The organism is Streptomyces sp. Z423-1 (assembly GCF_013009255.1).
GTDB classification, from domain to species: Bacteria; Actinomycetota; Actinomycetes; order Streptomycetales; family Streptomycetaceae; genus Streptomyces; species Streptomyces gossypiisoli.
Genome location: NZ_CP053109.1, coordinates 6,825,236 through 6,851,332, shown reverse-complemented (window position 1 = coordinate 6,851,332; position 26,097 = coordinate 6,825,236). Strand labels below are relative to the sequence as shown.

Annotated in this window: 29 protein-coding genes and 1 pseudogene; 16 read left to right on the top strand and 14 right to left on the bottom strand. The window is 72.1% G+C overall.

From position 1 onward, the window contains the following. Positions 1-76: 76 nt before the first annotated feature. Both HJD23_RS30835 and HJD23_RS30830 read right to left on the bottom strand, forming a co-directional pair. Positions 77-481: a type II toxin-antitoxin system VapC family toxin gene (locus tag HJD23_RS30835; RefSeq protein WP_171115660.1), complete on the bottom strand. Its 405-nt coding sequence runs from the start codon at positions 479-481 to the stop codon at positions 77-79. A gap of 6 nt (positions 482-487) precedes the next feature. Beyond that, positions 488-685 (bottom strand): hypothetical protein, encoded by a 198-nt coding sequence (locus tag HJD23_RS30830; protein ID WP_171115662.1) that lies wholly within the window; start codon positions 683-685, stop codon positions 488-490. 167 nt (positions 686-852) lie between these two features. Between HJD23_RS30830 and HJD23_RS45065 the strand changes: the two are divergent. Together HJD23_RS45065 and HJD23_RS30820 are read left to right on the top strand one after the other, a co-directional pair. Beyond that, a pseudogene (locus HJD23_RS45065) lies at positions 853-1,032 on the top strand (site-specific integrase); the annotation flags it as partial. Positions 1,033-1,550: 518 nt separating this feature from the next. Continuing rightward, positions 1,551-2,006: an ankyrin repeat domain-containing protein gene (locus HJD23_RS30820; protein WP_171115667.1), complete on the top strand. Its 456-nt coding sequence runs from the start codon at positions 1,551-1,553 to the stop codon at positions 2,004-2,006. Here the strand turns inward: HJD23_RS30820 and HJD23_RS30815 are convergent. Then, positions 2,000-2,569: a DinB family protein gene (locus HJD23_RS30815; protein ID WP_171115668.1), complete on the bottom strand. Its 570-nt coding sequence runs from the start codon at positions 2,567-2,569 to the stop codon at positions 2,000-2,002. The genes HJD23_RS30820 and HJD23_RS30815 overlap by 7 nt on opposite strands. 109 nt (positions 2,570-2,678) lie before the next feature. Between HJD23_RS30815 and HJD23_RS30810 the strand changes: the two genes are divergently transcribed. Together HJD23_RS30810 and HJD23_RS30805 are read left to right on the top strand one after the other, a co-directional pair. After that, positions 2,679-3,698, top strand: coding sequence for an ATP-binding cassette domain-containing protein (locus HJD23_RS30810; RefSeq protein ID WP_171115670.1), 1,020 nt, complete (start codon positions 2,679-2,681; stop codon positions 3,696-3,698). After that, positions 3,695-4,507: an ABC transporter permease gene (locus HJD23_RS30805; RefSeq protein WP_171115672.1), complete on the top strand. Its 813-nt coding sequence runs from the start codon at positions 3,695-3,697 to the stop codon at positions 4,505-4,507. The genes HJD23_RS30810 and HJD23_RS30805 overlap by 4 nt, the downstream gene beginning before the upstream one ends. A 5-nt stretch (positions 4,508-4,512) precedes the next feature. On the opposite strand, the gene HJD23_RS30800 is transcribed toward HJD23_RS30805, so the two are convergent. After that, positions 4,513-7,866: a BTAD domain-containing putative transcriptional regulator gene (locus HJD23_RS30800; protein WP_171118927.1), complete on the bottom strand. Its 3,354-nt coding sequence runs from the start codon at positions 7,864-7,866 to the stop codon at positions 4,513-4,515. Between the two features lie 164 nt (positions 7,867-8,030). Here HJD23_RS30800 and HJD23_RS30795 point away from each other — a divergent pair, with 164 nt between their 5' ends. Beyond that, positions 8,031-8,831: a site-2 protease family protein gene (locus HJD23_RS30795; RefSeq protein ID WP_171115674.1), complete on the top strand. Its 801-nt coding sequence runs from the start codon at positions 8,031-8,033 to the stop codon at positions 8,829-8,831. Here the strand turns inward: HJD23_RS30795 and HJD23_RS30790 are convergent. The 3 genes from HJD23_RS30790 to HJD23_RS30780 are packed head-to-tail and all read right to left on the bottom strand — an operon-like array spanning position 8,821 to position 10,923. Beyond that, on the bottom strand, positions 8,821-9,066 hold the full coding sequence (locus HJD23_RS30790; RefSeq protein ID WP_171115676.1) for a hypothetical protein: 246 nt from the start codon (positions 9,064-9,066) through the stop codon (positions 8,821-8,823). The two genes, HJD23_RS30795 and HJD23_RS30790, sit on opposite strands and share 11 nt — an antisense overlap. Positions 9,067-9,070: 4 nt before the next feature. Then, positions 9,071-9,790, bottom strand: a complete 720-nt coding sequence (gene npdG, locus HJD23_RS30785; RefSeq protein WP_171115679.1) for an NADPH-dependent F420 reductase — start codon at positions 9,788-9,790, stop codon at positions 9,071-9,073. Next, a complete protein-coding gene (locus tag HJD23_RS30780) occupies positions 9,787-10,923 on the bottom strand; it encodes a sialidase family protein (RefSeq protein WP_171115681.1) in 1,137 nt (378 codons plus the stop codon). The genes npdG and HJD23_RS30780 overlap by 4 nt, the downstream gene beginning before the upstream one ends. A gap of 187 nt (positions 10,924-11,110) precedes the next feature. Here HJD23_RS30780 and HJD23_RS30775 point away from each other — a divergent pair, with 187 nt between their 5' ends. Both HJD23_RS30775 and HJD23_RS30770 read left to right on the top strand, forming a co-directional pair. Continuing rightward, complete coding sequence (locus tag HJD23_RS30775; protein WP_171115683.1) at positions 11,111-11,713, top strand: hypothetical protein; 603 nt, start codon at positions 11,111-11,113, stop codon at positions 11,711-11,713. A gap of 112 nt (positions 11,714-11,825) precedes the next feature. Beyond that, on the top strand, positions 11,826-13,145 hold the full coding sequence (locus HJD23_RS30770) for an MFS transporter (RefSeq protein ID WP_171115685.1): 1,320 nt from the start codon (positions 11,826-11,828) through the stop codon (positions 13,143-13,145). Positions 13,146-13,818: 673 nt separating this feature from the next. On the opposite strand, the gene HJD23_RS30765 is transcribed toward HJD23_RS30770, so the two are convergent. Further along, complete coding sequence (locus tag HJD23_RS30765) at positions 13,819-14,052, bottom strand: hypothetical protein (protein WP_171115687.1); 234 nt, start codon at positions 14,050-14,052, stop codon at positions 13,819-13,821. A 59-nt stretch (positions 14,053-14,111) separates the two neighbouring features. On the opposite strand from HJD23_RS30765, the gene map reads away from it, so the two are divergent. After that, positions 14,112-14,969, top strand: a complete 858-nt coding sequence (gene map / locus HJD23_RS30760) for a type I methionyl aminopeptidase (RefSeq protein WP_171115689.1) — start codon at positions 14,112-14,114, stop codon at positions 14,967-14,969. Between the two features lie 130 nt (positions 14,970-15,099). Beyond that, positions 15,100-15,747, top strand: a complete 648-nt coding sequence (locus HJD23_RS30755; protein WP_171115691.1) for a biliverdin-producing heme oxygenase — start codon at positions 15,100-15,102, stop codon at positions 15,745-15,747. A 22-nt stretch (positions 15,748-15,769) separates the two neighbouring features. On the opposite strand, the gene HJD23_RS30750 is transcribed toward HJD23_RS30755, so the two are convergent. Beyond that, positions 15,770-16,447 carry a PhzF family phenazine biosynthesis protein gene (locus tag HJD23_RS30750; RefSeq protein ID WP_171115693.1) on the bottom strand — a complete coding sequence of 226 codons (678 nt, stop codon included), beginning with the start codon at positions 16,445-16,447 and terminating at the stop codon, positions 15,770-15,772. A gap of 118 nt (positions 16,448-16,565) precedes the next feature. On the opposite strand from HJD23_RS30750, the gene HJD23_RS30745 reads away from it, so the two are divergent. The 3 genes from HJD23_RS30745 to HJD23_RS30735 all read left to right on the top strand — a co-directional run bounded on the left by HJD23_RS30745 (position 16,566) and on the right by HJD23_RS30735 (position 19,530). Then, positions 16,566-17,606, top strand: a complete 1,041-nt coding sequence (locus HJD23_RS30745) for an iron ABC transporter permease (protein WP_171115695.1) — start codon at positions 16,566-16,568, stop codon at positions 17,604-17,606. Next, entirely contained in the window at positions 17,603-18,427 is an 825-nt protein-coding gene (locus tag HJD23_RS30740) for a heme ABC transporter ATP-binding protein (RefSeq protein ID WP_171115697.1), read from the top strand. The genes HJD23_RS30745 and HJD23_RS30740 overlap by 4 nt, the downstream gene beginning before the upstream one ends. Before the next feature lie 101 nt (positions 18,428-18,528). Further along, the gene (locus HJD23_RS30735; protein ID WP_171115699.1) at positions 18,529-19,530 is read left to right on the top strand and encodes a hypothetical protein; all 1,002 of its coding nucleotides are present in this window, start codon (positions 18,529-18,531) and stop codon (positions 19,528-19,530) included. A 16-nt stretch (positions 19,531-19,546) separates the two neighbouring features. Here HJD23_RS30735 and HJD23_RS30730 read toward each other — a convergent pair whose 3' ends face one another. Both HJD23_RS30730 and HJD23_RS30725 read right to left on the bottom strand, forming a co-directional pair. Further along, positions 19,547-20,281 carry a bifunctional DNA primase/polymerase gene (locus tag HJD23_RS30730; protein ID WP_171115701.1) on the bottom strand — a complete coding sequence of 245 codons (735 nt, stop codon included), beginning with the start codon at positions 20,279-20,281 and terminating at the stop codon, positions 19,547-19,549. A gap of 149 nt (positions 20,282-20,430) precedes the next feature. Beyond that, positions 20,431-21,063, bottom strand: a complete 633-nt coding sequence (locus HJD23_RS30725; RefSeq protein ID WP_171115703.1) for a TetR/AcrR family transcriptional regulator — start codon at positions 21,061-21,063, stop codon at positions 20,431-20,433. Between the two features lie 119 nt (positions 21,064-21,182). On the opposite strand from HJD23_RS30725, the gene HJD23_RS30720 reads away from it, so the two are divergent. Further along, on the top strand, positions 21,183-21,377 hold the full coding sequence (locus tag HJD23_RS30720) for a DUF6243 family protein (protein ID WP_171115704.1): 195 nt from the start codon (positions 21,183-21,185) through the stop codon (positions 21,375-21,377). A 49-nt stretch (positions 21,378-21,426) separates the two neighbouring features. On the opposite strand, the gene HJD23_RS30715 is transcribed toward HJD23_RS30720, so the two are convergent. Further along, positions 21,427-22,407, bottom strand: a complete 981-nt coding sequence (locus tag HJD23_RS30715; protein ID WP_171115706.1) for a small ribosomal subunit Rsm22 family protein — start codon at positions 22,405-22,407, stop codon at positions 21,427-21,429. Between the two features lie 104 nt (positions 22,408-22,511). Here HJD23_RS30715 and HJD23_RS30710 point away from each other — a divergent pair, with 104 nt between their 5' ends. Beyond that, positions 22,512-22,883 carry a hypothetical protein gene (locus HJD23_RS30710; RefSeq protein ID WP_171115708.1) on the top strand — a complete coding sequence of 124 codons (372 nt, stop codon included), beginning with the start codon at positions 22,512-22,514 and terminating at the stop codon, positions 22,881-22,883. Here HJD23_RS30710 and HJD23_RS30705 read toward each other — a convergent pair. Further along, complete coding sequence (locus HJD23_RS30705; protein WP_171115710.1) at positions 22,859-23,428, bottom strand: DoxX family protein; 570 nt, start codon at positions 23,426-23,428, stop codon at positions 22,859-22,861. The two genes, HJD23_RS30710 and HJD23_RS30705, sit on opposite strands and share 25 nt — an antisense overlap. A 137-nt stretch (positions 23,429-23,565) precedes the next feature. Between HJD23_RS30705 and HJD23_RS30700 the strand changes: the two genes are divergently transcribed. Both HJD23_RS30700 and HJD23_RS30695 read left to right on the top strand, forming a co-directional pair. Next, positions 23,566-23,892: a nuclear transport factor 2 family protein gene (locus tag HJD23_RS30700; protein ID WP_171115712.1), complete on the top strand. Its 327-nt coding sequence runs from the start codon at positions 23,566-23,568 to the stop codon at positions 23,890-23,892. Between the two features lie 75 nt (positions 23,893-23,967). Continuing rightward, positions 23,968-24,954 (top strand): aldo/keto reductase, encoded by a 987-nt coding sequence (locus HJD23_RS30695; RefSeq protein ID WP_171115714.1) that lies wholly within the window; start codon positions 23,968-23,970, stop codon positions 24,952-24,954. A gap of 258 nt (positions 24,955-25,212) precedes the next feature. Here the strand turns inward: HJD23_RS30695 and HJD23_RS30690 are convergent, their stop codons facing one another. Next, positions 25,213-25,977 (bottom strand): SDR family oxidoreductase, encoded by a 765-nt coding sequence (locus HJD23_RS30690; RefSeq protein ID WP_171115716.1) that lies wholly within the window; start codon positions 25,975-25,977, stop codon positions 25,213-25,215. Positions 25,978-26,097 lie beyond the last annotated feature (120 nt).

Genomic DNA, 26,097 nt, shown 5'->3' with positions numbered 1-26,097 from the left:
CAAGCGAGGTTTGTTTGTCCGCTGAGGTGCGTGGAAGTGCGGCGGTGTCGAGTCCGGTTTCCGTCAGACGCGGCCGTTACTCGGCGCCGAGGACGCGGAGGCCGTGGTGGAGGCGGAAGTCCTCGTAGTCCTTGAGGTTGAGGGTGGCCAGCGGCAGGTCGTAGGTGAGAGCGCAGGCGGCAATCCACATGTCGTTGGTCGGGCGGGGCCGGCCACGCTGTATCCCGGCGGCCGAGAGCCGTCCCCAGGTGGCGGCGACGGACTCGTCGCCGGGCAGGACGGGGATGTCGGCGAGCCAGTCGGCGAGTTCCTGGCGGCTGCGGGCGCCCCAGTGGCGGATCTCCATCCACTTGGTCAGTTCGCCGTAGGTCACGAAGGTGATCAGCGGCCTGCGGCCGATGAGGCGTGAGGCGAGCGGTCCGGTGAGCTTGCGCTTGTGGGACAGGGAGGCGACGTCGGTGTCCAGGATGACGGGTTGCATGCGGCCTCAGGCGACGTCTCGGTGGCGCTCGGCGTACGTGAAGGCAAGGAACTCCTCCAGTTCCTCGTCCGACTCGAACGTGTCGGCGGCGAGATCGTCCAGGGAGCGGATCGGTCGGGTGTTCTTCGCCGCCAGCATGTCCTCGACCGACAGGCGTGGCCGGGGTGGCGGGTAACTGAAGTCGTCCGGTGCGGGCGTACTCATCAGGACCTCCACCAGGGACGGGAACCGGCTCCGTGGCCCAGCATACGGGCGCCTACACCTGCTCACATCAAGGTTTCGCCCCACGAGCCAGGCCCTCTCCCCGGCACCACCCGGTTCAGGCTGCCCCCAGCTCCACCGTCCCGCTGCGACGGGATCAGCGGTCATGGGGCGTCGACCTCGTCGTGATCAAGGAGCTGTTGGGCCACGCTCACCTCGGCGTCACCGCTGGTGTCTATGCCCACGTGCGACTCCGCCTCCAACGCCAAGCCATCGACACCCTCGGCAACGCCCTTGGCCGGACCGACGGCGACCCTGACGACCCACCCGCCGTAGCCGTCGTCCACTGACGTTGCCGTCAGCGTTGCCGTCAAACACCTCAGAGGCGCTACAGCGGGATGGGCAGGAATAGCAGACGATTCACGCGTTCACGAAACGCCTTGTCTGAACTCACTCAGTTGCCGCGATCAAACGCACCAATCCTCCGCTTTCGGAGATTTCGATCGCGCATCTGGCATCAGGAGTGCACGGAATCTTGAGTCCACCGCTTCCACTTCTGCGCGAAGTAGCACAAGCTCGGGAAAGCGTTGCAGTTCCGCAGCATCCAGAGCTCGCGCCAGCGAATCCCTTGACGTCAGATCATTGAAGTAGTCTTCGGCGTCACCCCGGTAGCCCTGTTCGCAACTTTGGACGAACGAACTCCAGCGAGACAGGAGTGCCGACCAGACTTTCTGACGAAGCTGGAGAGCGCGTCACGGAAGTCCCCAGCGCCTTGAGTCATCGGGCCTCCTCTCTCCGGAAGTACGCGAGCGGATCATCTGGCCGGAAGACCGGTCCCACCCCGCCCGCGATCGCTAACCTCGCCCCCGTGAAGCAGCGACGCCAGAAGAAGCTCAGCCGCCACCTCCTCGAAGCAACCGTGGCGGCCGACGCCGCCCGCGTGAAGGCGCTGCTGCGGGCCGGTGCCAATCCGGAGGCACGGGACATGGACGGCACCACTCCCCTGTATCTGGCGGCCGTGCAGGGCGCAGCCGAGGTCGCGCGGCTGCTCATGGCAGCCGGGGCCTCCCCCGACGTCGAGAGCAGGGGGGTCGGGTCGGAGGGGACGCCGTTGTGTGCGGCCGCGTGCTGGGGGCATACCGAGACCGTGCGTGAGCTGCTGGCGCACGGTGCCGATCCGAACCTTCGGGAGGACTACGGAACGGGGTGGTCTCCCTTGGAGTGGGCGAACAACGGGCCCCACCCCGAGACCGCCCAGCTTCTCGTCGCCGCGGGGGCGAACCCCGTTTCAGCGCCCGTCACCGGCCCCGGCCCTCGTCACTGACCCACCCTTCCGTCGACGCACTCGCGCAACAGGTCGGCGTGCCCGCAGTGGCGGGCGTACTCCTCGATTCTGTGCACCATCAACTCCCGGACGGCGATCCCTTCCCTCCCCACACGCTCGCCCAGATCCGGGTGCCCGGCCAGCGCGGCGTCGGTCGCGGCCTGCTCGCGTTCCAGGTCGGCGTACGCGGCGTCGACCACGGCCTGGTCGGCGACGGCTCCGTCGAAGTCCGCGTCCCGCTTGCCGTACAGCTTCGGCAGCGGATCGCCGTCGGTGATCCAGTTGCGCCAGTCCCGTTCCACCTCGGCGAGGTGCCGGAGCAGGCCGAGCAGTGACATCGTCGACGGCGGAACCGAGCGACGGGCCAGCTGCTCCGCGTTCAGGCCCTCGCACTTCATCCGCAGGGTGATGCGGTAGCCCGTGAGGAAGTCCTGCAGCGTCGCCAGTTCACCGTCGGGACTGGCCCCCTCGGTGTTGCGGGGGTCGTCGTCCGGGTCAACCCACATGTCGGGGTAGACGGTTGCCTGGGTCCATCGTGCGGGTCGGTCAGTCATGAGGGTCATGGTCGGGCGTGACGGGCCGGGCCCGCCACCGGATTGTTGTCGGCCGGATGCCGGTGGCTGTCGGTGAGCTGTAGGCCGTTTGTCGGTCGGTGCTGGGACCGTCGGTGGCATGACACGAATCGACAAGAAACCCAGCAGCGCGGCCGTCACCGTGCGGGGGCTGGTCAAGCACTACGGCGAGACCAGGGCGCTGGACGGAGTCGACCTGGACGTGCGTGAAGGCACCGTGATGGGGGTGCTGGGGCCGAACGGGGCCGGGAAGACCACCCTCGTGCGGATTCTGTCCACGCTGCTGGCGCCGGACGCCGGGCAGGCCACCGTCGCCGGCTACGACGTCGTACGGCAGCCCCGGCAGCTGCGCCGGGTGATCGGGCTCACGGGGCAGTACGCCTCCGTCGACGAGAAGCTCCCGGGGTGGGAGAACCTGTACATGATCGGGCGGCTGCTCGATCTGCCCCGCAAGGAGGCCCGCGCCCGGGCCGACGAGCTGCTGGAGCGGTTCTCGCTCACCGAGGCGGCCAAGCGGCCGGCATCGACGTACTCGGGCGGTATGCGGCGGCGGCTGGACCTGGCCGCCTCGATGATCGGGCGGCCGGCCGTGCTGTTCCTCGACGAGCCCACCACCGGCCTCGACCCGCGCACCCGCAACGAGGTGTGGGACGAGGTGAAGGCGATGGTCGGGGACGGGGTCACCGTCCTGCTCACCACGCAGTACATGGAGGAGGCCGAGCAGCTCGCCACCGAGCTGACCGTCGTCGACCGCGGCAAGGTCATCGCGAACGGCGGGATCGAGGAGCTGAAGGCCAAGGTCGGCGGGCGGACGCTGCGGGTGCGGCCGGCCGATCCGGTGCAGCTGCGGCCGCTGGCCCGCGAGCTCGACGAGCTGGGCATCACCGGGCTGGCCACGACCACCGTGGACACCGAGGGCGGCACCGTGCTGGTGCCGATCCTGAGCGACGAGCAGCTGACCGCCGTGGTCGGCGCCGTCACCGCGCGCGGAATCACGCTCGCCTCCATCAGCACCGAACTGCCCAGCCTGGACGAGGTGTTCCTGTCCCTCACCGGCCACCGCGCCAGTGCCCCGCAGGACGCCGTGCCCGCCGACGACCGCGAGGAGGTCGCCGTATGAGCGCCGCCACCACCGTCAGCACCGCCGACGCACGCATCCCGCTGCGTGGGCACCTGCGCCACACCGGGGCGCTGGTCCGCCGCAACCTGCTGTGGATCCGGCAGGACCCGGAGTCGATGTTCGACGCGCTGTTCATGCCGGTCGTCTTCACCCTGCTGTTCGTGTACGTCTTCGGCGGCTCGATCGGGCAGGCCCTGGGCGGCGGCCAGGACGGATACGTGCAGTACGTGATCCCCGGCATGATCGCGATGATGAGCATGACGCTGTCCCAGGGCGTCGGCACCGGCTTCAGCCAGGACTTCAACTCCGGTGTCATGGACCGTTTCCGGTCCCTGCCGATCGGGCGGGGCTCGGTGCTGTTCGCGAAGATCTCGGTCGAGCTGGTACGGATGCTGTTCGCGACGGCCGTGCTGATGATCGTCGCCGTTCTGGTCGGCTTCGACATCGCCAACTGGCTCGGCCTGTTCGCCGCCGTGGGCCTGTCGACGGTGTTCGCCTCGTCGATCATGTGGGTGTTCCTCACCCTGGGCGTGGTCCTGAAGAACGCGCAGTCCGTGCAGGCGATGGGTTTCCTGGTGCTGTTCCCGCTGCAGTTCGGTTCGTCGATCTTCGCGCCGACGGATTCGATGCCGGGCTGGTTGCAGGCGTTCACCGACTACAACCCGCTGTCCACGCTCGCGGACGCGGCCCGCGGCCTGATGGTGGGCGGCCCGGTCGCGCACGACCTGTGGGTGACGCTGGGCTGGTCGGCGGCGATCACGGTGGTGATGGCGCCGGTCGCGATCCACAAGTTCAAGACGAAGAACTGAGCCGGTCAGATCAGGGCGGCGGCCTCCTTCGCGGTGAGGCCGCCGCCCTCGGCGTACGCCGTCTCGAACTGCTCGGCGTCCAGCGCGGCCCGTACGGCGGCCGTGGCGCGGTCGCGGGCCACGCGCTCCAGGGACGAGAACAGATGGCCGGGGGGCAGCAGCGCGTCGGCCGCGCCCAGACAGCGGGCGGCGTCGCGTCCGCCGTCGCAGCCGGCCAACGCCAGGGCGGCGATGACGAGGTACGAGGAGAGCAGTTGCGGGGCCATCGCCTTCGACAGCGGGTCGTCGGCCTGCGCGAGGCCTTGCCGGATCTTCTCCCTGGCCTGCTCGTAGCGGCCGTCGACGGCCTCCACCCACGCCTCCTGGCCGAGGATGAACGCGTCGAAGACGACGAAGTGCGCGATGGTGAACTCCTCGCGCAGCACCCGTAGATGCTCGCGCGCCTCGGCGGTCCGGCCGGTGCAGCTGAGCCATCCGGCGAGGAAGACCCGGGCGAACGGCATCGCCTCGTTGTGCGCGCCGCCCGCGTCGTCGAGCACCTCCCGCAGCAGGCGCTCGCCCCGCTCGGCGTCGCCCGCCTCCAGCAGCGCGGCGGCCAGCCGGGCGGTGAGGAGCGTGTGCTGGGCGTGGGCGCCGAGTCGCCGGGCCTGTGCCATGGCGGCCTCGTAGTCGGCGGCGGCCGCGAGGTAGCGGCCCTTGCGCTCGCGGGCCTCGCCACGCGCGGAGAGCGCCTCGGCACTGCCCCAGGCGTCGTCCAGCCGCTGGTAGATCTCCAGCGACTCGTCGGCATCCCGCTCCGCGTCGCCCGCCCGGTCGGGCCGGTTGGCGAGGATGTTGGCGCGGAGCTGGAGGCTGGCGGCCAGTTCCCAGTCGTAGCCCGGGGTACGGCGGCAGGTGGCGACGGCGGCGTCGAGGGTCGCGGCCAGCCGGTCCATGTCACCGGTCAGCATCACGGCGTAGAACGACAGCATGCCGGGGCTGCGGCAGGTCTGCGGCAGGCCCGGCTCGTAGGCCTCGGCTATCGCCCGCAGCTTGCGCTGGGCCTCGGGGGTCTGCCAGGCGTCCAGCTCGGTGTCCATGCAGGCGAGATGCCCCAGGTGGGCCCCGCGCCGGGCCTCCTCCAGGACCTCCCCCGTCATGGGTGGTGGCTCGGCGGTGCAACGCTCCCACACCGGGGCGGCCTTGCGGAGCGGCTCGGCGAAGGGGTCGGGGCCGAGCTCCATGACCGCGCGGCACCAGTGGCGGGCCTCAAGGCGCAGGTCGCGCATCTGCCAGTACCAGACCAGCGACAGCCCCAGGCACAGCGCCTCCTGCTCGTCGCGTTCGGCGACGGCGTGCCGCAGTGCCGTGCGCAGGTTCTCGTACTCGCGTTCCAGCCGTTCGATGGCGGCGAGCTGACCGGGGCCGCGCAGCAACGGGTCGGTGGTGCGGGCGAGTTCGCGGTAGTACGTCAGGTGGGCGCGCTCGGTGTCGCGGCGCCGGCCGGCCTCGTCGAGCCGTTCGACGGCGTACTCGGCGACGGTCTCCAGGAGCCGGTAGCGCATCTCGCCGTCGCCGGTGGGGGCGGCCACGACGAGCGACTTGTCGACGAGGGAGCCGAGCGCGTCCAGGGCGGTGGGCCCGCACACGGCCTCGGCGGCGGCGAGGTCGCAGCCGCCGGCGAACACCGACAGGCGGCTCAGGACGTCCCGCTCGTCCTCGTCGAGCAGGTCCCAGGACCAGTCGACGACGGCACGGAGTGTCTGCTGGCGGGGCAGCACGGTCCGGCTGCCCGAGGTGAGCAGGCGGAAGCGGTCGTCGAGCCGGTCGGCGATCTGGCGGGGCGTGAGCATCCGCAGCCGGGCGGCGGCGAGCTCGATGCCGAGCGGCAGGCCGTCCAGGCGGCGGCAGATCTCGGCGCAGGCCGCGCGGTCGTCGTCGATCCGGAACCCGGGCCGGGCGGCGGCCCCGCGGTCGGCGAGCAGCCGCAGGGCGTACGGCTCCGGCAGCGGCTCCACGGGCCGCAGCACCTCCCCCGGTACGCCGAGGGGTTCCCGGCTGGTGGCGAGGACCGTGAGGTGCGGGCAGCGCGCCAGCAGCTCGTCGGTCAGGCGGGCGGCGGCGTCGACGACGTGCTCGCAGTTGTCGAGGACGATCAGCATGCGGCGGCGGGCGCAGTGCTCGACGAGGCGTTCGACGGGGTCGTCGTGGCGGTCGCCCGTGGCGGCCCGGAACTCCTCGGCGCCGGCGCCGTGCAGCACGGTCTCGCGGGCGCCGATCGCGGTGAGCACGGCCTCGGGGACGGCGGCGGGGTCGTCGACCGGCGCCAGCTCGGCCAGCCACACGCCGTCGGGGACCGCGTCCCGTACGGTCTCGGCGGCCTCCTGCGACAGCCGGGTCTTGCCTGCCCCGCCGGGCCCGAGCAGCGTGACGAGCCGGGCGGTGGCGAGGTCGCCGCGGATGGCGTCGATGTCGTCGGCCCGGCCGACGAACGAGGTGAGGCGGGCGCGCAGATTGCCCGGGGGCGGGGTGCGGTCGCGGGACGGCGCGGCGGATCCGGCAGCCGCGGAGTCGGCGCCGGGGACGGGGACCGACGGGCCGGAGGGAAGGCCGGGCTTCCGGGCTCCGGCGGCCCGCTCGGCGGGCATCCCGGCCGGGCTCAGCAACTCCGCGTGCAGGCCCCGCAGCTCGGGTCCCGGGTCGGCGCCCAGCCGGTCCCCGAGCAGTCGTCGTACGTCCTCGTAGGCGGCCAGTGCCTCGGCGGTGCGGCTCGCGTCGCGCAGGGCGCGCAGGCGCAGGGCCTGGAGGGGTTCGTCGAGGGGGTGGCTCTCGCACAGGGCGGTCAGCTCGGGCAGCGCCTGCTCGGCCTGGCCGAGGGCGACGGCGGCGGCGAGCCGGGCGCGGCGGGCGTCCAGCCGGCGGGCGGCGCAGCGGGCCGCCTCGACGGTGCGGTCGGGCAGGTCGGCCAGGGCGGGGTCCTGCCACAGGGCGAGGGCGTCGTCGAGGAGGACGGCGGCCTTGGCGGGGTCGCCGTCGGCCAGCGCGCGCGTGCCCTCGTCGGCGAGCCGCTCGAAACGGTGCAGGTCGATGTCGTCGGGAGCGGCGGCCAGCCGGTACCCGCCCTCTGCCGAGCGGATCGCCTCCGCCCCCAGCACCCGCCGCAGCCGCCCCACGAGCGCCTGCAGGGCCCCGGCCGCGTCGGCGGGCGGCTCCCCGTCCCACACCTCGTCCACCAGCAGCCCGACGGGCACGACCCGCCCGGCCCTGAGCGCCAGCACGGTGAGCAGCGCACGCAGGCGCGCCCCGCCGATCGGAACGACCGAACCGTCGGGGCGGACTGCCTGTGTGGTGCCGAGAATGCGATAGCGCACGGAACCCATTGTCACCGGGGACGGCTCTTGGCCGCCTCCGGGTTTACGCACGCATGAACCGCGCGCGCCGGAACGGGGAGCCGGCGAGGAACCTCCGGTCCCCCCGCTGACGTTCCCCTGACGCCACCGGTACGGTCGACCCCACGCCACCCGACACCTCAGGGAGCCCTCCCATGACAACCGCCGCCTCCCGTCGCGCCGAGCGGCAGATCAGTCCCGTGTTCGTGGGGATTCTGGCCGTCGCGGCGGTGACCGGGTGGGCCACCTGGACCGGGTTCGCGCAGCAGCCGGGTGTGGCCGTCTTCCTCTTCGTGACCGCCGCCTGGATCGTCTCCCTCTGTCTGCACGAGTACGCGCACGCCCGGACCGCGCTGCACAGCGGGGACATCTCGGTGGGCGCGAAGGGGTATCTCACGCTCAATCCGCTGAAGTACACGCACGCGCTGCTGAGCATCGTGCTGCCCGTGCTGTTCGTGATCATGGGTGGGATCGGGCTGCCGGGCGGGGCGGTGTTCATCGAGCGGGGGCGGATCCAGGGGCGGTGGAGGCACAGTCTGATCTCGGCGGCCGGGCCGCTGACGAACGTGCTGTTCGCGGCCGTGTGCACGGCGCCCTTCTGGCTGGACGCGCTGGACGGGGTGCCGCGGGACTTCCGGTACGCGCTGGCGTTCCTCGCGCTGCTCCAGGTGACGGCCGCGATCCTGAACTTCCTGCCGGTGCCGGGCCTGGACGGCTACGGCGTGGTCGAGCCCTGGCTGTCGTACAGCATCCGGCGGCAAGTGGAGCCGTTCGCGCCGTTCGGGCTGCTGTTCGTGTTCGCGCTGCTGTGGATCCCGGCGCTGAACGGCGCCTTCTTCGACGTCGTCGACGCCGTGCTGCGCGGCCTCGGCATCGGCGACCTCGACACGTACTGCGGATACGAGCTGTACCGCTTCTGGCTCGGGACGAACGAGTACTGCTCGGTCAGCCCGTGACCGAGTCGCGCCGGGCGGCCCTGCCGCGCTTGAGGTAGTACCAGGCCATGTTCGACGACAGGCCCGCCAGCAGCACCCATACGACGCCCAGCCAGCTGCCCCGTACGAAGGACAGGACGGCCGCGGCGACCGCGAGGACGCAGACGACGAGGGCGTAGAGGGCGAGGCGGGGCATGGTGGTCGGCTCCTGTCGGGGGACACGGGTGGGGATGTGCTGACCACCAGTGTCCCCCATGGGGTCATACGTCCGTGACGCGCAGTCCCGCGTGTGCCTTGTAGCGGCGGTTCACCGAGATCAGGTTGGCGACCAGCGACTCGACCTGGTGGGCGTTGCGCAGCCGCCCGGCGAAGACGCCGCGCATGCCGGGGATGCGGCCGGCCAGCGCCTGCACGATCTCCACGTCCGCCCGCTCCTCGCCGAGGACCATGACGTCGGTGTCGATCTCCTCGATCCCGGGGTCCTGGAGGAGTACGGCCGACAGGTGGTGGAAGGCGGCGGCCACCCGGGAGTCCGGCAGCAGGGCGGCGGCCTGCTCGGCGGCGCTGCCCTCCTCGGGCTTCAGCGCGTAGGCGCCCTTCTTGTCGAAGCCGAGCGGGTTGACGCAGTCGACGACCAGCTTGCCCGCCAGCTCCGCGCGCAGCGCCTCAAGGGTCTTGCCGTGCCCCTCCCACGGCACCGCGACGATCACGAGGTCGCTGCGCCGGGCGCACTCGGCGTTCTCGGCGCCCTCGATGCCGTGGCCGAGTTCCTCGGCGGCGGCCTGGGCGCGCTCCGCGGCCCGCGAGCCGATGATCACCTTCTGGCCGGCCCGGGCGAGCCGGTAGGCGAGGCCCTTGCCCTGCGGCCCGGTCCCGCCGAGCACACCGACGACCAGGCCGGAGACGTCGGGCAGGTCCCAGGGGTCCTTGGCGGGGGCCTTCGCGGGCTTCTCAGCAGCAGCACTGTCGGTAGAGGTCATGGATCTGACTCTACGTCCGCTCCCGCCGGCCCGCCGGGTCGGGTGAGGCGCGTCACGGGCAGCCGCCGGAAGGCGATCCGTTCGTACGCCCCGAAGTCACCCGTCTCGTACAGCAGTCCGACCGTGCGGTCGTCCACGCGGACGAGGTCGGAGTAGGCGGCGGGCAGGCCGTCGACGGTGTAGGTGTCCCGCCAGGTGGTGCCGTGGTCGGTGGAGGCGCGGATGGTCATCAGGCCGCGGCCGGTGGGCGAGGCGGGGCCGGAGAAGAGCAGCACGTCGGGCTCGCCCAGGTGCAGGACGCTGGCCTGGCAGACGGGACCGGCGAGGCCCGCCTGCGGGCGGAAGGGCTGCACGAGCGTCGCGCCGCCGTCCTTGGAGAGGGCGTCGGCGCGGTTGCCGGGGGACAGGGAGGGCGAGCGGGAACCACCAGTGTCGTTGCGGGTGTTGAAGTAGACGCGGCCGTCGGGGAGTTCGGCGGCGGTGGTCTCGTTGGCGTTGACGTGGCCGTTGGTGTTCTGGTCGAGGTAGCCGAGGTACCAGGTCTCGCCGCGGTCGTCGCTGAGCAGGCAGTGGCCGCTGTTGTACTTCGCCTCGTCGCCGAGGTCGGTGCCGGTGGGCGGGAGGGTGTGGTTGCCGGGGACGACGACCCGGCCGGTGCTCAGCTGGAGGGCGTGGCCGGGGGTGGTGGCGTACCAGCGCCAGCCGGGGTGCTTGACCTGCTCGGTGATCTCCCTGGGCTCGGACCACGTCCTGCCGTCGTCGTCGCTGTGCTGCACCCACACCCTTCTGCCGTCGGCCTCGCTCACCTCGCCGCGCACGATGAGGTGTTCGGAGGCGAACGCGGCGGAGCGGACGTGGACGAGGAGGATGCGGCCGGTGTCGAGGACGACGGGGGCGGGGTTGCCCGCGAGGTCGGTGCCGTTGTCGGCGGCGACCTGCAACGGGCCCCAGGTGCGGCCGCCGTCCGTGGAGCGCTTCAGCACGATGTCGATGTGCCCCCAGTCCTTCGCGGAGTCGACCCGCCCCTCGCAGAAGGCGAGCAGCGTGCCTTCGTGCGTGCGGACGACGGCCGGGATCCGGTAACTGGCGTACCCCTCGCGGCCGGCGCGGAAGGGGACGGTGGCTGCGGGCATGGGCGGCTCCTTTTGCGGTGGCCGGTGTGGCCTCTTCGGTAGTTGCCGGTGTGGCCTCTTCTGCTGTGGCCAGTGTGCTTCGCCGGTGATCTCCGCGAACGGCAGTAATGCGGCCCTGTGCCCAGCTTGGGCGAATTCGCGGTGAACTCGGGGTCACGAGTGGTTGGTTGCGGCAGTATGCGGGGGCATGGATGCCGTACGGGTCGCGTTGTTGCGCGAAGTGCTAGCCGGGACAGAGTGGTTGGGGGCCACGCGGAGGTTCGCCGGGGTGCTGCGGGGGTCCGTGGTGTCGCACGGGGGTGGGTTACTGCTGGTCGGCACGCGGGAGTACGAGCCGTGGCATCTGGCGGCGCACCTCGTGGACGAGGCGGCCTGGTCCGGTACGCCGGAGCTGGCGCCGACGCTCGTACGCCATGACGCGCGTCCCTCGGACCCGGCGCACCTCGCGGTCGGGCTGGGGCGGATCGAGGCGGCCCGGCGGGGGGAGACGCTGCTGGTGGTGTCACCGGAGGGGCCGGGCGACGCGCTGCTGGAGCGGGTGCACGACGCGCGGCGGGCCGGAGCGACGGTACTGGCGCTCGGCGCGGCCGAGAGCGACCTCGCGGCGATGGCGCACGATGCGCTGGCCGTCGGGGCGGAGTCGGAGCTGGACCTGGACACCGTGCAGCACCTGGTGAGCGCGGCGGCGGGCGAGAACCCGCTGCCGGCGTCACGGGGCCGCCGCCGCTTCCGGGACCGCCTGTCCCGCCTCGCGGACGAACTGACGGCCCCGCCACCGCCCCGCTGGTGACCCCGGGGGCTCGGTCGGCCAGCTCCCACACGCCCACAGCTCCGCGCTGCCCGCCGCCGCCCCACGAAAAGCAGTTGCCTCGGTCACCCGCCCCGCCAGATCATCGCCTCTCGTGACCGACGACGCCCCAGCAGCAGCCCCCACCGGCCTGCGCGCCCTCCTCCCCGATCTCGCTCCCTGGCGGGCCTCCCCCGACTTTCGCAGGCTCTGGATCTCAGGGCTGGTCACGAACTTCGGCAGCTTTCTGACCTTTGTCGCACTGCCGGTGCAGATCAAGGAGCTCACCGGGTCCGCCGCGGCCGTGGGGGCGATCGGCGCCGTGGAGCTCGTGCCGCTCGTCGTGTTCGGGCTGTACGGGGGTGCGCTCGCCGACGCCTGGGACAAGCGGCGGCTGATCGTGTGGACGGAGGTGGGGCTCGGACTGCTGTGCGCGGCGCTGCTGGTGAACGCACTGCTGCCGAGCCCCGCCGTGTGGCCGCTGTATGTGGTCGCCGCCCTGTCCTCCGCGCTGGTGTCGGTGCAGCGGCCCGCGCTGGACGCGCTGACGCCCCGGATCGTGGCCCACGAGCACCTGCCGGCCGCCGCCTCGCTCAACTCGCTGCGCTGGCAGGTCGGCGGCATCGCGGGCCCGGCGCTGGCGGGCGTGGTGGTGGCGTACGCGGGGCTGGGCTGGGCGTACGCGCTGGACCTGGCCACCTTCGTCGTCTCCGTGGCACTGGCGGTCGGCCTCGCCGCCTCCCCGGCGTCCGCGGAAGCGGCGAAGCCGTCGTGGACGGCGATCGCGGAGGGCGCCCGGTACGCGTGGAGCCGCAAGGAGCTGCTGGGCACCTACACGATCGACCTCGCGGCGATGTTCCTGGCGATGCCGCTCGCCGTGCTGCCGTTCCTCGCGGACGAGCTGCACGCCGAGTGGTCGCTGGGGCTGATGTACGCGGCGATCCCGGCGGGGTCCCTGCTGGTGAGCCTGACCAGCGGCTGGACGTCACGGGTGCACCGGCACGGGCGGATGGTGGTGCTGGCGGCGGCCGGCTGGGGTCTGGCCATGGCCGCCGCGGGGATCGCCGGGAACGTGTGGCTGGTGCTGCTGTGCCTCGCCCTCGGGGGCGCCTTCGACATGGTCAGCGGCGTCTTCCGCGCGGCGATGTGGAACCAGACGATCCCGGACGAGCTGCGCGGCCGGCTGGCCGGGATCGAGCTGCTGTCGTACTCGGTGGGCCCGCAGCTCGGCCAGGTCCGCGCGGGCGGCACGGCCGCGTGGGCCGGGGTGCGGGCGTCGGTGTGGTCCGGCGGGCTGCTGTGCGCGGGCGCGGTGGGGCTGCTGGCGCTGTGCCTGCCGAAGCTGATGACGTACGACGTCCGCACGAACGAGCACGCCGTACGACTGCGCGACCAGCGCGCAGCCGCAACGGCGACGGCGACGGCGACGGCCTGATCAGCCGTCGGCTCGATCATTGCGCCGGGCCATTCGGACGCTGGGCCGATCAGACACCGAGCGGGTCCGGCACCGGGCTGGTCGGGCGCCGGGCTGGCGGCTACCGGGGCTGCTCCGGCACCGGCCTGCCCCTACACCGGGCTGCTCCAGCACCGGGCTGCTCCGGCACCGGCCTGCCCCTACACCGGGCTGCTCCAGCGCCGGGCTGCCCCGGCACCGGGCTGCCCCCGGCACCGGGCCCGGACGACCGCCTGACCCAGCGTCGGCCTCAGTGATCGGCGGCCTGATCAGGCCTCGGCCCTCCATCGACGGCGCAAGCCGGGAACCGACCCGGTCAGGCACCGGTCCGGATCAGTCGCCGCGCCAGTCAGGCACCGGTCCCGATCAGGCGCCGCGCCAGTCAGGCACCGGTCCCGATCAGGCGCCGACCCGATCAGACGCCGGTCCGATCAGACGCCGGTCCGATCAGTCGCCGCGTCGGACAGGCACCGCGTCGGACAGGCACCGCGTCGGACAGGCACCGCGTCGGACAGGCACCGCGTCGGACAGGCACCGCGTCGGACAGGCACCACGCCGGTCAAGCACCACGTCGCTCAAGCACCGCATCTGTCAAGCACCGCGTTCGATGAAGCGCCCCACCCTTCAGCCCAGCCCACGATCGAGCCTCGGTCCGTCAGTCCTCCTCGCGCTCCCCCCGCCCCACCGCGTCGTGCCATCGCGGGTCGGTCTCCCACTGGAGGTTTCGCTCGCGGGCCGTTTCCATCGCGTGTGCGGCCTCCTCGCGGCTGGCGTACGGGCCGAAGCGGTCCTTGGCCGGGCACTCCGGGCCCTCCTCGACCTTCTTGTGCTCCAGGCAGTAGTACCACTCGCCCGGCTTTCCGACCGTGCGCTTCTTGAACAGGGCCATGACCGGCTCCTTTCGCCAGGGGACATGGTCTCGTATGCCCGCTGGTTAGACTCGCTGGCATGTCTGGCCAGTCGCTGCTCGTACCAGGGGAGCTGTCTCCCACCCGTTCCGTGCCCGGAAACATCCGCCGGCCCGAGTACGTCGGCAGGCCCGCGCCGACGCCCTACACCGGCCCCGAGGTGCAGACCCCGGAGACCGTCGAGGCGATGCGGATCGCGGGGCGGATCGCCGCGCAGGCGCTGGCCGAGGCGGCGAAGGCGATCGCGCCGGGCGTGACGACGGACGAGCTGGACCGGGTCGCCCACGACTTCCTGTGCGACCACGGCGCCTACCCTTCCACGCTCGGCTACCGGGGCTTCCCGAAGTCCCTGTGCACCTCGGTCAACGAGGTCATCTGCCACGGCATCCCCGACTCGACGGTCCTGCGCGACGGCGACATCGTCAACCTCGACGTGACCGCGTACATCGGCGGGGTGCACGGCGACAACAACGCCACATACCTGGTCGGGGACGTCGACGAGGAGAGCCGCCTGCTGGTCGAGCGCACCCGGGAGTCCCTGAACCGGGCGATCAAGGCGGTCAAGCCGGGTCGGCAGATCAATGTGATCGGGCGGGTGATCGAGTCGTACGCCAAGCGGTTCGGGTACGGGGTGGTGCGGGACTTCACGGGACACGGGATCAACTCGTCGTTCCACTCGGGTCTGATCATCCCGCACTACGACGCCCCGCACGCGACCACGGTGATGCAGCCCGGCATGACCTTCACCATCGAGCCGATGCTGACGCTGGGGACGCACGAGTACGACATGTGGGACGACGGCTGGACGGTCGTCACCAAGGACCGCAAGCGGACGGCGCAGTTCGAGCACACGCTGGTGGTGACGGACACCGGCGCGGAGATCCTCACGCTGCCGTGAACCCTGGTCGTCGCAGGCCCGCTCTCTCCGGAGGGCGGGCTTTTCTCATGCCGCGAGGGGGTACACCTTTACCGACAGACCGTCGGCAAGGCTATTGACTTAGGTAAGCCTAACCTTAGAGGATCGGCTCATGGACTCCCTCTCCGCTCTCATCCGCACGGCCTCCCACGAGCAGCACGAGGAGGTCAGGACCTCGACGTTCATGAGCGACCTGCTGGGGCGCAGGCTGGGTGTGGACGCGTACGCGCGCTACACGGAGCAGCTGTGGTTCGTGTACGAGGCACTGGAGTCCGGCGCCGAGCGCCTGGCCCAGGACTCGGTGGCGGGCCCCTTCATGCGCCCGGAACTGTTCCGCATGCCCTCCCTGGAGGAGGACCTCGCGTACCTGCGCGGCCCCGCCTGGCGGTCGACCCTCACGGCGCTGCCCGCCACACGGGCGTACGCGGGGCGGATCACCGAATGCGCCCGCACCTGGCTGGCCGGCTACATCGCCCACCACTACACCCGCTACCTCGGCGACCTCTCCGGCGGGCAGATCATCCGTGACACGGCCGAGAAGGCGTGGGGATTCCCCAAGAAGGGCGACGGGGTCCGCTTCTACGTCTTCGAGCAGATCCCCAACCCGGCGGCCTTCAAGCGGGATTACCGGGTGCTGCTGGACGGGGTACGGGCGGACGAGCTGGAGAAGCAGCGGATCGTGGCCGAGTGCAGACGGGCGTTCGCGCTGAACTCGGAGGTCCTCCTGGCGCTCGGCGAGGAATTCGCCCTGTCGGCGTGAGCGGACGCTCCCCCGCGGTCGGTCACCGTTCCAGCAGGACCCGGCCCCCGATCTCCACCCACCCGTGCGGCTGCGGAGCGGTCAGGATCTGTGAACCGGCACCCTGCGCGATGTTCAGGGCCCGGTCCAGCTGGGCCGTGAGCAGCAGGGCGGCGGCGCCGGTCGCCTCGTCCTCGTCGATGCCGTCGCCCCGGCCGGGGAAGCCACGGGCCCGCACCCGCCCCGCCGCCTCGTCCTCCCACGCCCAGGCGTAGACCCTCCCCCACTGCCCGAAAGGCGTGGGAGGTGCCCCCACCCCTTGCGGCGGCACGGGCAGGTCGTCCACCTCGGCGGCGGTCGCGTACTGGCGCAGGGTGCGCGGCTCCGGCCACTCCGGCCGCGCCTCGATCCAGCTGAACTCCCCGTCCTGCCGGGCCCCCACCACCCCGGCGGGCGTGACCAGTTCGGGCACGTCGAGCAGCCAGGCCGCACCGACACAGGGGTGCCCGGCGAACGGCAGACGCGCGCTCGGCGTGTAGATGTCGATGACGCCGCGCTCGGGGTCGTCCACGAACACGGTCTCGCTGAAGCCGAGTTTCGCCGCGAACTCCTGCCGTTCGCCGCGCTCGGGCATGACCGAACCGTCGCGGACGACGCCCAGTTCGTTCCCGTATCCGCCGTTCGCCGCGCAGAAGACGCGCAGCACGTCGTAGTCAGTCACCCGGGCATTGAAGCATCACGCAGCGGATGACCCGACGTCAGCCAGCCAGAAAGGCAAGGCTAACCTAAGCTCCACGCGGGATTCCGGAAGGTCCGGGCGCGCGGAGGGGAACAGGACTGTGCGACGTATCCGCCGTGGCCCCGCCTGGCTGCTGACCATCGCCCTGGTCGCCGTCCTCCTCGCCCTGGTCCCGCTCGCCGCCGGTATCGGCGCCTACCCCGTCCCCGTCGGCGACGTGCTCTCCTCCGTGCAGCACAAGGCCGGGCTGGGCGGCACGGAGCTGGACCGGGTCGCCGAGTCGGTGCTGTGGAACGTCCGCTTCCCCCGGATCGTCCTCGCCCTGCTCGTCGGGGCCTCGCTGGGTTGTGCGGGGGCGCTGATGCAGGGCGTGTTCGGCAACCCGCTCGCCGAACCGGGCACCATCGGCGTCTCGTTGGGCGCGGCCGTCGGCGCGGTCGCCGCGATCGCGCTCGGGCTGAACTTCCTCGGCAACTGGACGCTCCCGGCGATGGCGTTCGTCGCCGGTCTCGGCACCGTCCTGCTGGTGTACGCGATGTCCCGGGCGGGCGGCCGTACCGAGGTCGTGACGCTGATCCTCACCGGGATCGCGGTGAACGCGTTCTGCGGGGCGCTCGTCGGGCTGTTCATCTTCCTCGCCGACACCGCCGCCGTGAACCAGATCACCTTCTGGCAGCTCGGCTCCCTCTCCCAGGCCACCTGGCCCAAGGTGCTGGCCGTATTGCCGTGCGCGGCGGCCGGACTGCTGCTGGCGCCGCTGTACTCGCGCCGCCTCGACCTGCTCGCCCTCGGCGACCGGCCCGCCCGGCATCTGGGCGTGGACGTGGAGCGGCTGCGGATCGTGCTGATCCTGGTCGTCGCGCTGCTGACGGCGGCCGCGGTGAGCGTCTCCGGCGTCATCGGCTTCGTCGGTCTCGTCGTACCGCATCTGCTGCGCATGGCCGCCGGACCCGGGCACCGCTTCCTCATTCCGGGCAGCGCGCTCGGCGGTGCGGCGGTGCTGCTCGGTGCCGACCTCGCGGCGCGGACGCTCGCCGCGCCCGCCGAACTGCCGCTCGGGGTCCTGACCGCCCTGGTGGGCAGCCCGTTCTTCTTCTGGCTGCTGCGCCGCACCCGCCGCAAGCAAGGAGGCTGGGCGTGATCCGCCTGCGCACCCGCGCCGTTCCCCCGCCGCCCGTCACGCCGGGCGACGTCCTCGCCGAGACCGAGGGGCTGCGCGTCCGCCTCGGCGCGCGGGAGGTGCTCGCCGGAGTCGACGTCACCGTCCGCGCGGGCGAGGTGCTGGCGCTGGTCGGCCCCAACGGGGCGGGCAAGTCCACCCTGTTGAGCGCCCTCGCCGCCGATCTGACGGCCGCCGAGGGGGTCGTGCGCATTCACGGCCGCCCGGCGGCCCAGTGGTCGGCGTCCGAACTGGCCCTGCGCCGGGCCATGCTGCCGCAGTCGGCCGCGCTGTCGTTCCCGTTCACCGTCGAGGAGGTGGTACGGATGGGGCGGGCGCCCTGGGCCGGGACGCCGCTCGCCGACCAGGACGACACGGCGGTGGCGGCGGCCATGGCGGCGACCGAGGTGACCGCCTTCGCCGGACGGCCGTTCTCCGCGCTCAGCGGCGGCGAACGCGCCCGCGTCGCGCTCGCCCGGGTCCTCGCCCAGCGTGCCCCGCTGCTGCTGCTCGACGAACCGACCGCCGCCCTCGACCTCAAGCACCAGGAACTGGTGCTGCGGCTGTGCCGGGAGCGGGCGCGCGCCGGGGACGCCGTGGTGGTCGTGCTGCACGACCTGGGGCTCGCCGCCGCCTACGCGCACCGCGTCGCCGTCCTGCACGCGGGCCGGATCGCGGCCGACGGGCCGCCGGCGGAGGTGTTCGACGAGCGGCTCCTGTCCGAGGTCTACGACCAGCCCGTCGAGGTGCTTCCCCATCCCCGTACCGGAGCGGTTCTGGTGGCGCCCCGGCGGGACCTGTGAAGTCCAGGTCACGGTGTGGCCGCGGTACCCGGTCCGGCCGTCCGCGCCCCGGGGTGCCCCGGTAGGGTTCGCCTCCGGGAAGGGGAAGGTGAAAGGACCCGATGAGCAGGGATCGCGGCCCTCGAAGGCTTCGCAGGCTGGACCGGAGTGTGCTCATGGCCGCTTCGTTGACCGCTTTGTCCTTGACGGCGAGCGGGTGCGTGGTGGTGCACGGGGAGCGGGAGGTGCTGCCGGGCGCGACCGAGGACGAGGCGGCCAAGGCGCTTCAGGACTTCACGAGCGCGTACAACGAGGCGGACAAGTCGTACGACAGTTCGCTCGACGCCGACCATGTCACCGGGCCCCTGGCCGCCATCGACGAGGCGCGGCTGAAGGCGGGCAACGTCAACAACCCGGGCGGCAACCCCAACCACTCGCCGCTGGAGTTCAGCGACGTCGAGTACACGATCCCGAAGAAGGCGGGCTGGCCGCGCTGGTTCCTCGCGAACGCGAAGGCCAACCGGGGCGGTGACGCGCGCTGGCTGCTGGTGTTCACCCGGGACGGGCTGGCCGACCAGTGGGAGGTGTCGTATCTGACCCTCGTGGCGCCCGACAAGGTGCCGGAGTTCAAGAAGGACAAGGACGGCTGGGCGGAGGCCCTCCCCGTCGACTCCGCCGAATTCGCCATGAAACCGGCCGAGTTGGGCAAGAACTACGTCACCTACTTGCAGCAGGGCGGGGACGGCTTCGCGTCCGGCGCGCACACCAGCTTCTGGCGCGATGAGCGGGAGAAGGACAAGGAGCGGCCGGGTCTGGTCACCCAGTACATCGACGAGCCGCTCGCCGACGGCGACTACGCGCCGGTCGCGCTGCGCACGGCGGACGGTAGTGCGCTGGTGTTCTTCACCACGCACCACTACGTGAAGCAGACCGCCGCAGCGGGCACCTCGGTGCCGGCGCCGGGTGCGGACGTGGAGGCGCTGACGACCGGTGAGATCAAGCAGTCGCTGACGATGGAGTTCGTCTCCAACCAGGTGGCACTGGACCCGAAGAAGGGATCCGGTGCACAAGAAGTGACCGTGCTGGGCCGGATTCAGGGGCTGACGTCGGCGAAGGGCGAGTAGGGCCCTGACGGAACGTTCAGTGCCGTAGGGGCCAGGCCGCGCTCGCGTGGTCGGGCTGGGCGCCCGCGTGCCGGGCGCAGGCGTCGGTGAGTACTTCCAGCAGGCTCAGCGGGTCGGGCAGCGAATGCTCGGGGCCGCGTACCCAGTGCACGGTCTGGTCGTCGCCGGGGAGCCGGGCCGGGGGGACGAGGACGTAGGAGCCACGGCAGTGCCAGCGCAGGCCCGGATGTTCGTCCATCGTCTCGGGGTGGCAGTCCAGTTCGCACGGCCACCACTCGTCCTCTTCCTCGGGGGTGCCGCGGGTGAGGGTGAAGAACAGCATGCGGCCGTCGTCGCTGGCGGCGACCGGGCCGACCTCGACGCCGGAGGCGAGCAGCCGGTCCAGGGCCTCCCGGCCGGCGTCCAGCGGGACGTCGAGGACGTCGTGCACCATGCCGGTGGCGGTGATGAAGTTGGCCTGCGGCTGGTGGCGGGCCCAGCGCTCGATCTGCGCGCGGTCGGTGGTGGACTGCGTCTGCCAGGCGAACGACACCGGGTGCCGGGCGGGGGTGGGACAGCCGACGCGGTCGCAGGAACAGCGGTAGCCGGGTGCCGGGTGCGCGGCGGGCGCCAGGGGCAGTCCCGCGGCGGCGGTGGCCAGCAGCAGGTCCTCCCGGCCGCCGTCGTCGGCGGCCTCCTTCGGGCGGCGTCCGCGCAGCCACTGGGAGAGTTTGCCCTGCCGGCCGGAGCGGCCGCCGAACTCCGCGCTCATCTATCCCCTCGCCTCGCCTGGTGAACAGTCAGCATGACCTATCGTCCCACCATCCTGCGCCTCGGAGGGCCGTAGTCCCCAACCGGGGCAGGGGGTACGAGACATACTCCACACGGAGATCACGGACAGCCACGGCGAGTCACGTGCGGTCAGCGGGGTGCGAGGCCGTGCAGCGCGTAGTCGACGAGGGTGTCGGTGTACTCGTAGGAGATGGGCCCCGTGTGCTGCAACCAGCGCTGGGCCAGCGGGGAGACGAAGAGTTCGAGGGCGATGCGCGGGTCGATGTCGGGGCGGACCTGGCCCGCGTCCTGGGCCGAACGCAGGCGCTGGACATAGAGCTGGAGCTGGGGTTCGAGGAGCTTGGCGACGAACTCGCGCCCGAGTTGCTCGTTGACGAGCCCCTCCGCGGCCAGGGCGCGGGACGGGGCCTCGAACTTGGGATCGAGGAGTTCGTCGACGGTGGCGCGCAGGACGTGCTTGAGGTCGGCGGCGAGGTCGCCGGTGTCGGGGATGGCGTACTCGGCGCCGGGCGGGGCGCCTTGTTCGGCCGCCTGTTCGGCAGCTTGTTGGCCGAGGTCGAGGAAGGCCTCCAGGAGTACGTCCGCCTTCGACGACCACCACCGGTAGATCGTCTGCTTGCCCACGCCGGCGCGGGCGGCGATGCCCTCGATGGTGGTCTTCGGGTAGCCGACCTCTCCGACGAGCGTGAGAGCGGCGTCGTAGATCGCGCGGCGGGACTTCTCGCTGCGACGGGTGGAGTCGGGGGTGGGCTTCTTGACCATGCGACGAATTTATCAGGTTGACAAGACGGCGCGTCTCGCCGCACGCTGAGGGACGTACGGGCGAGACGATACGTCTCGTGCACTCGATTAGAGGTCGTTGATCACCAGGGAGGCACACCATGACCCGAGGCGGAGCCGGAAACATGCTGGGAGTCGGCGGCACGCGTCAGAAGCTCGGCCGCAAGGCGCTGCGGGGCGGTGGCCGTGGCGGCCGCGTCGGCGGCCCGGACGCCCAGGCCCAGAAGCGGGAACTGCTGCGCAAGCTGCAGGAGAAGAACGCGGAACGGCGGGAACAGGCGGAGGAAAAGCGGTAGCCGCGGTGGCCGTCGGTTCAGGTTCGGCCCCTGCCCCCCTCCGACGGCGTCACGGGGGCCAGGGGTCGCCCCAGTCGGCGTCGCGGGCGGCCTTGTAGAGGTCGCCGTGGCGTTTGGTGACGGTCGTGCGGCGCAGCAGGGGTTCGGTTTCACAGAGGTCGAGGAGGACCTGGCCCTTGCGGATCTGGGGTTTGCGTACGACGCGGGAGGGCGCCGGGACGGGGCGGAAGCGGGTCGCGGCGACGTAGCTGAACTTCTCGTCCTCGTAGGCGAGGGAGCCGCCCTTGACCTGGCGGTGCAGGGAGGAACGGCTGACCCGCGCCGAGAAGTGGCACCAGTCCGTGCCGGGGGCGATGGGGCAGGCGGCGCTGTGCGGGCACGGAGCGGCGATGTGGAAACCGGCGCCGATGAGGCGGTCGCGGGCCTCGATGACGCGGGCGTAGCCGTCCGGGGTGCCGGGTTCGATGATCACGACGGCCTGGGCGGCGCCGGCGGCGGCGTCGACGAGGGCGGTGCGGTCGGGGGCGGTCAGCTCGTTGAGGACGTAGGAGACGGTGAGGAGATCGGTGCTCTCGATGGTGAGCGCCGCTCCGATACGAGAGCGCTGCCAGCGGGTGTCCCGCAACGCCGGGTTGGCCGCGGCGATCTCCCGGCCCAGGGCGAGCGCGGGCTCGGCCCAGTCGAGCACGGTGACCGGGCGGACCCCGTCCCAGGTGGCGGCGACGGCCCAGGTGGCGGCGCCCGTACCGCCCCCGACGTCGACGTGCCCGCCGGGCACCCATCCCGGCACGGCGTCCGCGAACGCGCCCAGCGCCGCCGACACCGCCTCGAAGGTGGCCGGCATCCGGTACGCGGCGTACGCGACCACGTCCGCCCGGTCCCGCAGAATCGGCGCGTCGGTCGGAGTGGCCCCTCGGTAGTTTCCGATCAGCCGCTCCACGGCCTGCGCGGCCTGTCTGGGCGGCAGCCCGTCGAGGAGACCGGCGAGGGCGGTGCGGAGGGTTTCGGCGGGGGGCAGGGGGGCGTGCACCTTGTGATTCTCGCAGAGGGCGGTCCCCAGGTCTTCGGCTGGTTCCGTCGTCGCCCGATCACGGTGTTCTGCATGGACACGCCGTGTCAGCCCTCCGTAGGCTGGTGATCACCTACGAAGGGGGCGGGGTGAACGGCAATCCGCTGTACCACTGGACAGCGCTGGCGGTGTCCACGGCGCTTGTGCTGCCGGTGTCGGTGGCGATACTGGCGGGCTGGACACCGCCGTGGATGCGGAAGCGGCAGGCCGGGATACGGTTTCGCGCCTACGGCCTTCTGTGCATCTACGGCCTCATGCTCGTCAACGGCATCCCCCGGATCGCCGACGCCTCCATCGATACGGTCATGACCTGCATGTACGTCGGTTTCGGCTGCATCGCCGGCGCTGCGGTCATGTTCCTGCTCGCGGAGCGCAAGGACTCAGCCGCCCGGACAGCCGGCCCAAGCACTGGCTACTCCTCGAACAACGCCTCCTGACCGGCCAGTTGCGCGTCCCGCCCACCCGGCCCCGCCTCCTGCCGCACTCGCCTGTTCCGCATCCCCACGACCACCGCCGTACCGGCCGCCGCCACGCCGAGGGCCGCCGGGACCATCCAGCCGCGGTCCAGGACGTGCCCGAGGGCGTGGTCGAGGGAGAGGCGGCCGGGGCCGGCGATGGCGATGCCGGTCGCGGCGAGGCCCAGGGTGGCGGCGTACTCGTAACCGCCCTCCTGGGCGAAGAAGCCGTTCGGGGCGTGCACCGTGGCCGCGCCCGCCATCCCGCCGGCCGCCGCCGCGCCCGCCGCCGGGGTGGCCAGACCGAGCGCCAGCAGGGTCCCGCCGCCCCACTCCGCGAGCCCCGACGCCGTGGCGCTCAGTTTGCCGGGCCGGTATCCGACGGACTCCATGAACTGCCCGGTCCCCTCGATCCCGGCCCCGCCGAACCAGCCGAACAGCTTCTGCGCGCCGTGCGCGGCCAGCACCCCGCCGGTGCCCAGCCGGAGCAGCAGCAGACCCAGATCACGTCGGTCGTAGCACGTCACGATGTCTCCCGGTGCAGAACGGTGCAGAACGGTGCAGAAGTGGACTCCACTCCACCGTCGCAGCCCGCCACCCACCCGGCCCTCCCGGGCAGCCGTTCGGGTGGCGCGCTACGGGGCGCGATGTGAGGGTGACTGGCATGACGATTCAGACGGCCAAGCTGAGTGACCCGGCGGTCCGCGCCTTCGTCACCGCTGTCAACTCCCACGACCGGGAGGGCTTCATGACCCTCCTCGCACCCGGCGCCACCATGGCCGACGACGGCACGGACCGTGACCTCGCGGACTGGATCGACCGGGAGATCTTCTCCTCCAACGGCCACATGGAGGTCGACAACGAGTCCAACGGCGGCCGCTCCCTCATCGCCCGCTACCGCAACGACACCTGGGGCGAGATGCGCACCCGGTGGACCTTCACCGTCGACGACGACGGCAGGATCACCCGCTTCGAGACCGGGCAGGCGTGAGCGAGACCCCGTGACGTGTGCCGTGCGCTGTGCCCCTTGTGCTGAAGTGCGCTCCAACTCCTAGCCTCACCAGGCATGGAGACCACCAGAACACTCGGGCGCAGCGGCATCGGCATCAGTGCTCTCGGCTTCGGCTGCTGGGCCATTGGCGGTGAGTGGAGCGACGCCGAGGGACAGCCGCTGGGCTGGGGCAAGGTCGACGACGAGGAGTCCGTACGGGCGATCCGGCGCGCCCTCGACCTCGGCGTCACCTTCTTCGACACCGCCGACACCTACGGCGCGGGCCACAGCGAACGCGTCCTCGGCCGCGCCCTCGGCAAGCGCCGCGCCGATGTCGTCGTCGCCACCAAGTGGGGCAACCTCTTCGACGAGGACACCCGCACCCTCACCGGCGGCGACGACTCCCCGGCGTACGCCCGGCGCGCGCTGACCGCCTCCCTGCGCCGTCTCGACACGGACCACATCGACCTGTACCAGCTGCACCTGTCCGACGCCGACCCGGACCGGGCGGCCGAACTCCGCGATGCCTGCGAGGAGTTCGTGCGGGAGGGGCTGATCCGGGCGTACGCCTGGAGCACCGACGACCCCGCCCGCGCCGCCGTCTTCGCCGAGGGCGCGCACTGCGCCGCCGTGCAGCACCGCCTCAACGTCCTCCAGGACGCGCCCGAGATGCTCGCGCTGTGTGCGAGGTCGGGGCTCGCCAGCATCAACCGCAGCCCGCTGGCGATGGGCCTGCTGACCGGGAAGCGGGCCGCCGGGCAGCCCCTCGACGCGGGTGACATCCGCAGTACGCCGCCCGCCTGGCTGCCGGGATTCGCCCCGGGCGTGGGTGCCGACCCGGAGTGGACGCGGCGGGTCGAGGCGCTGCGGGACGTCCTGACCGGCGACGGCCGTACGCTCGCGCAGGGCGCCCTCGCCTGGATCTGGGCACGCAGCCCGCACACGGTGCCGATCCCCGGCTTCCGTACCGTCGCCCAGGCCGAGGAGAACGCGGGAGCGCTCGCCAAGGGGCCGCTCACCGCGGAGCAGTTGGCCGAGGTCGACGACATCCTGGGGCGGTGAGCGGCGGCCGTGCGGGCGACGTGAACGCGGCAGCCGTTCCACGACCGACCGGTTCGTACCTCGCGGTCCCGCGCGAGGTCCCCCCTCCGGTCGCCGTGGAACGGCTGCCGCCCTCCCCCTGGGGTGTGGCGGGCGGGGAGCTCGACACTCCAAGTGTGAAGCCGGGGTGCGGAGTTCCTGTGAAGGAGAGTCGAGCATAAGCTCCCGACCGGCGGCGATGGGGCGGAAGTTCGTATTCCGCTTGTGCAGGTTGACCTTTCAGCCGCGCCCGATGTACGGCATCGTCGTCGCCAGCACCGTCGCGAACTGCACGTTCGCCTCCAGCGGCAGCTCGGCCATGTGCCGCACCGTGCGGGCCACGTCGGCGACGTCCATCACCGGCTCCGGCGCCACCGAGCCGTTGGCCTGCAGGGCGCCCGTCTGCATCCGCGCGGTCATGTCGGTCGCCGCGTTGCCGATGTCGATCTGGCCGACGGCGATGTTGTACGGCCGCCCGTCCAGCGACAGCGACTTGGTCAGGCCGGTCAGCGCGTGCTTGGTGGCGGTGTAGGCGACGGAGTGCGGGCGGGGCGCGTGCGCGGAGATCGAGCCGTTGTTGATGATCCGGCCGCCCTGCGGGTCCTGCTCCTTCATCTGCCGGTACGCCGCCTGAGCGCACAGGAACGCCCCGTTGAGGTTGGTGTCCACCACGTGCCGCCAGGCGTCGTACGGCAGCTCCTCGACCGGCACCCCGCCCGGCCCGAACGTCCCCGCGTTGTTGAACAGCAGGTCCACCCGCCCGAACCGCTCGACGGCCGCCGCGAACAGTGCGCCCACGTCCCGCGGCTGTGACACGTCCGTGCGTACGGGGATCCAGGCACCCTCGGGCACCAGCGCCCCCGTCTCCTCCAGGGCCTCCACGCGGCGCCCGGCAAGCGCCACCGACCAGCCCGCGCGCAGCAGTTCCACGGCGACCGCGCGGCCGATGCCGGAGCCCGCGCCGGTCACCACGGCGATCCTCGTGTCCGTTTGCCTGTCGTTCATGGGGCCGCAGCGTACGGGAGGGCCCGCCATCCGGAACTCATGAGTCCGCCATTCGGGTGTTGTGTACGCGCCAAGCGCATGTCGTCCCCGGCCACTCCAATGCCTCGTGCATCCATCAGC

Bases quoted from the DNA above. Each gene is read 5' to 3' on its own strand.
- HJD23_RS30690 (WP_171115716.1), bottom strand. From the start codon at position 25,977: ATGAACGACAGGCAAACGGACACGAGGATCGCCGTGGTGACCGGCGCG.
- HJD23_RS30815 (WP_171115668.1), bottom strand. From the start codon at position 2,569: ATGACCCTCATGACTGACCGACCCGCACGATGGACCCAGGCAACCGTC.
- HJD23_RS30790 (WP_171115676.1), bottom strand. From the start codon at position 9,066: ATGGGGGACACTGGTGGTCAGCACATCCCCACCCGTGTCCCCCGACAG.
- HJD23_RS30830 (WP_171115662.1), bottom strand. From the start codon at position 685: ATGAGTACGCCCGCACCGGACGACTTCAGTTACCCGCCACCCCGGCCA.
- HJD23_RS30730 (WP_171115701.1), bottom strand. From the start codon at position 20,281: ATGAGCGCGGAGTTCGGCGGCCGCTCCGGCCGGCAGGGCAAACTCTCC.
- HJD23_RS30700 (WP_171115712.1), top strand. From the start codon at position 23,566: ATGACGATTCAGACGGCCAAGCTGAGTGACCCGGCGGTCCGCGCCTTC.
- map (WP_171115689.1), top strand. From the start codon at position 14,112: ATGTCTGGCCAGTCGCTGCTCGTACCAGGGGAGCTGTCTCCCACCCGT.
- HJD23_RS30835 (WP_171115660.1), bottom strand. From the start codon at position 481: ATGCAACCCGTCATCCTGGACACCGACGTCGCCTCCCTGTCCCACAAG.
- HJD23_RS30805 (WP_171115672.1), top strand. From the start codon at position 3,695: ATGAGCGCCGCCACCACCGTCAGCACCGCCGACGCACGCATCCCGCTG.
- HJD23_RS30720 (WP_171115704.1), top strand. From the start codon at position 21,183: ATGACCCGAGGCGGAGCCGGAAACATGCTGGGAGTCGGCGGCACGCGT.
- HJD23_RS30765 (WP_171115687.1), bottom strand. From the start codon at position 14,052: ATGGCCCTGTTCAAGAAGCGCACGGTCGGAAAGCCGGGCGAGTGGTAC.
- npdG (WP_171115679.1), bottom strand. From the start codon at position 9,790: ATGACCTCTACCGACAGTGCTGCTGCTGAGAAGCCCGCGAAGGCCCCC.
- HJD23_RS30800 (WP_171118927.1), bottom strand. From the start codon at position 7,866: ATGGGTTCCGTGCGCTATCGCATTCTCGGCACCACACAGGCAGTCCGC.
- HJD23_RS30735 (WP_171115699.1), top strand. From the start codon at position 18,529: ATGAGCAGGGATCGCGGCCCTCGAAGGCTTCGCAGGCTGGACCGGAGT.
- HJD23_RS30755 (WP_171115691.1), top strand. From the start codon at position 15,100: ATGGACTCCCTCTCCGCTCTCATCCGCACGGCCTCCCACGAGCAGCAC.
- HJD23_RS30725 (WP_171115703.1), bottom strand. From the start codon at position 21,063: ATGGTCAAGAAGCCCACCCCCGACTCCACCCGTCGCAGCGAGAAGTCC.
- HJD23_RS30775 (WP_171115683.1), top strand. From the start codon at position 11,111: ATGGATGCCGTACGGGTCGCGTTGTTGCGCGAAGTGCTAGCCGGGACA.
- HJD23_RS30695 (WP_171115714.1), top strand. From the start codon at position 23,968: ATGGAGACCACCAGAACACTCGGGCGCAGCGGCATCGGCATCAGTGCT.
- HJD23_RS30780 (WP_171115681.1), bottom strand. From the start codon at position 10,923: ATGCCCGCAGCCACCGTCCCCTTCCGCGCCGGCCGCGAGGGGTACGCC.
- HJD23_RS30810 (WP_171115670.1), top strand. From the start codon at position 2,679: ATGACACGAATCGACAAGAAACCCAGCAGCGCGGCCGTCACCGTGCGG.
- HJD23_RS30795 (WP_171115674.1), top strand. From the start codon at position 8,031: ATGACAACCGCCGCCTCCCGTCGCGCCGAGCGGCAGATCAGTCCCGTG.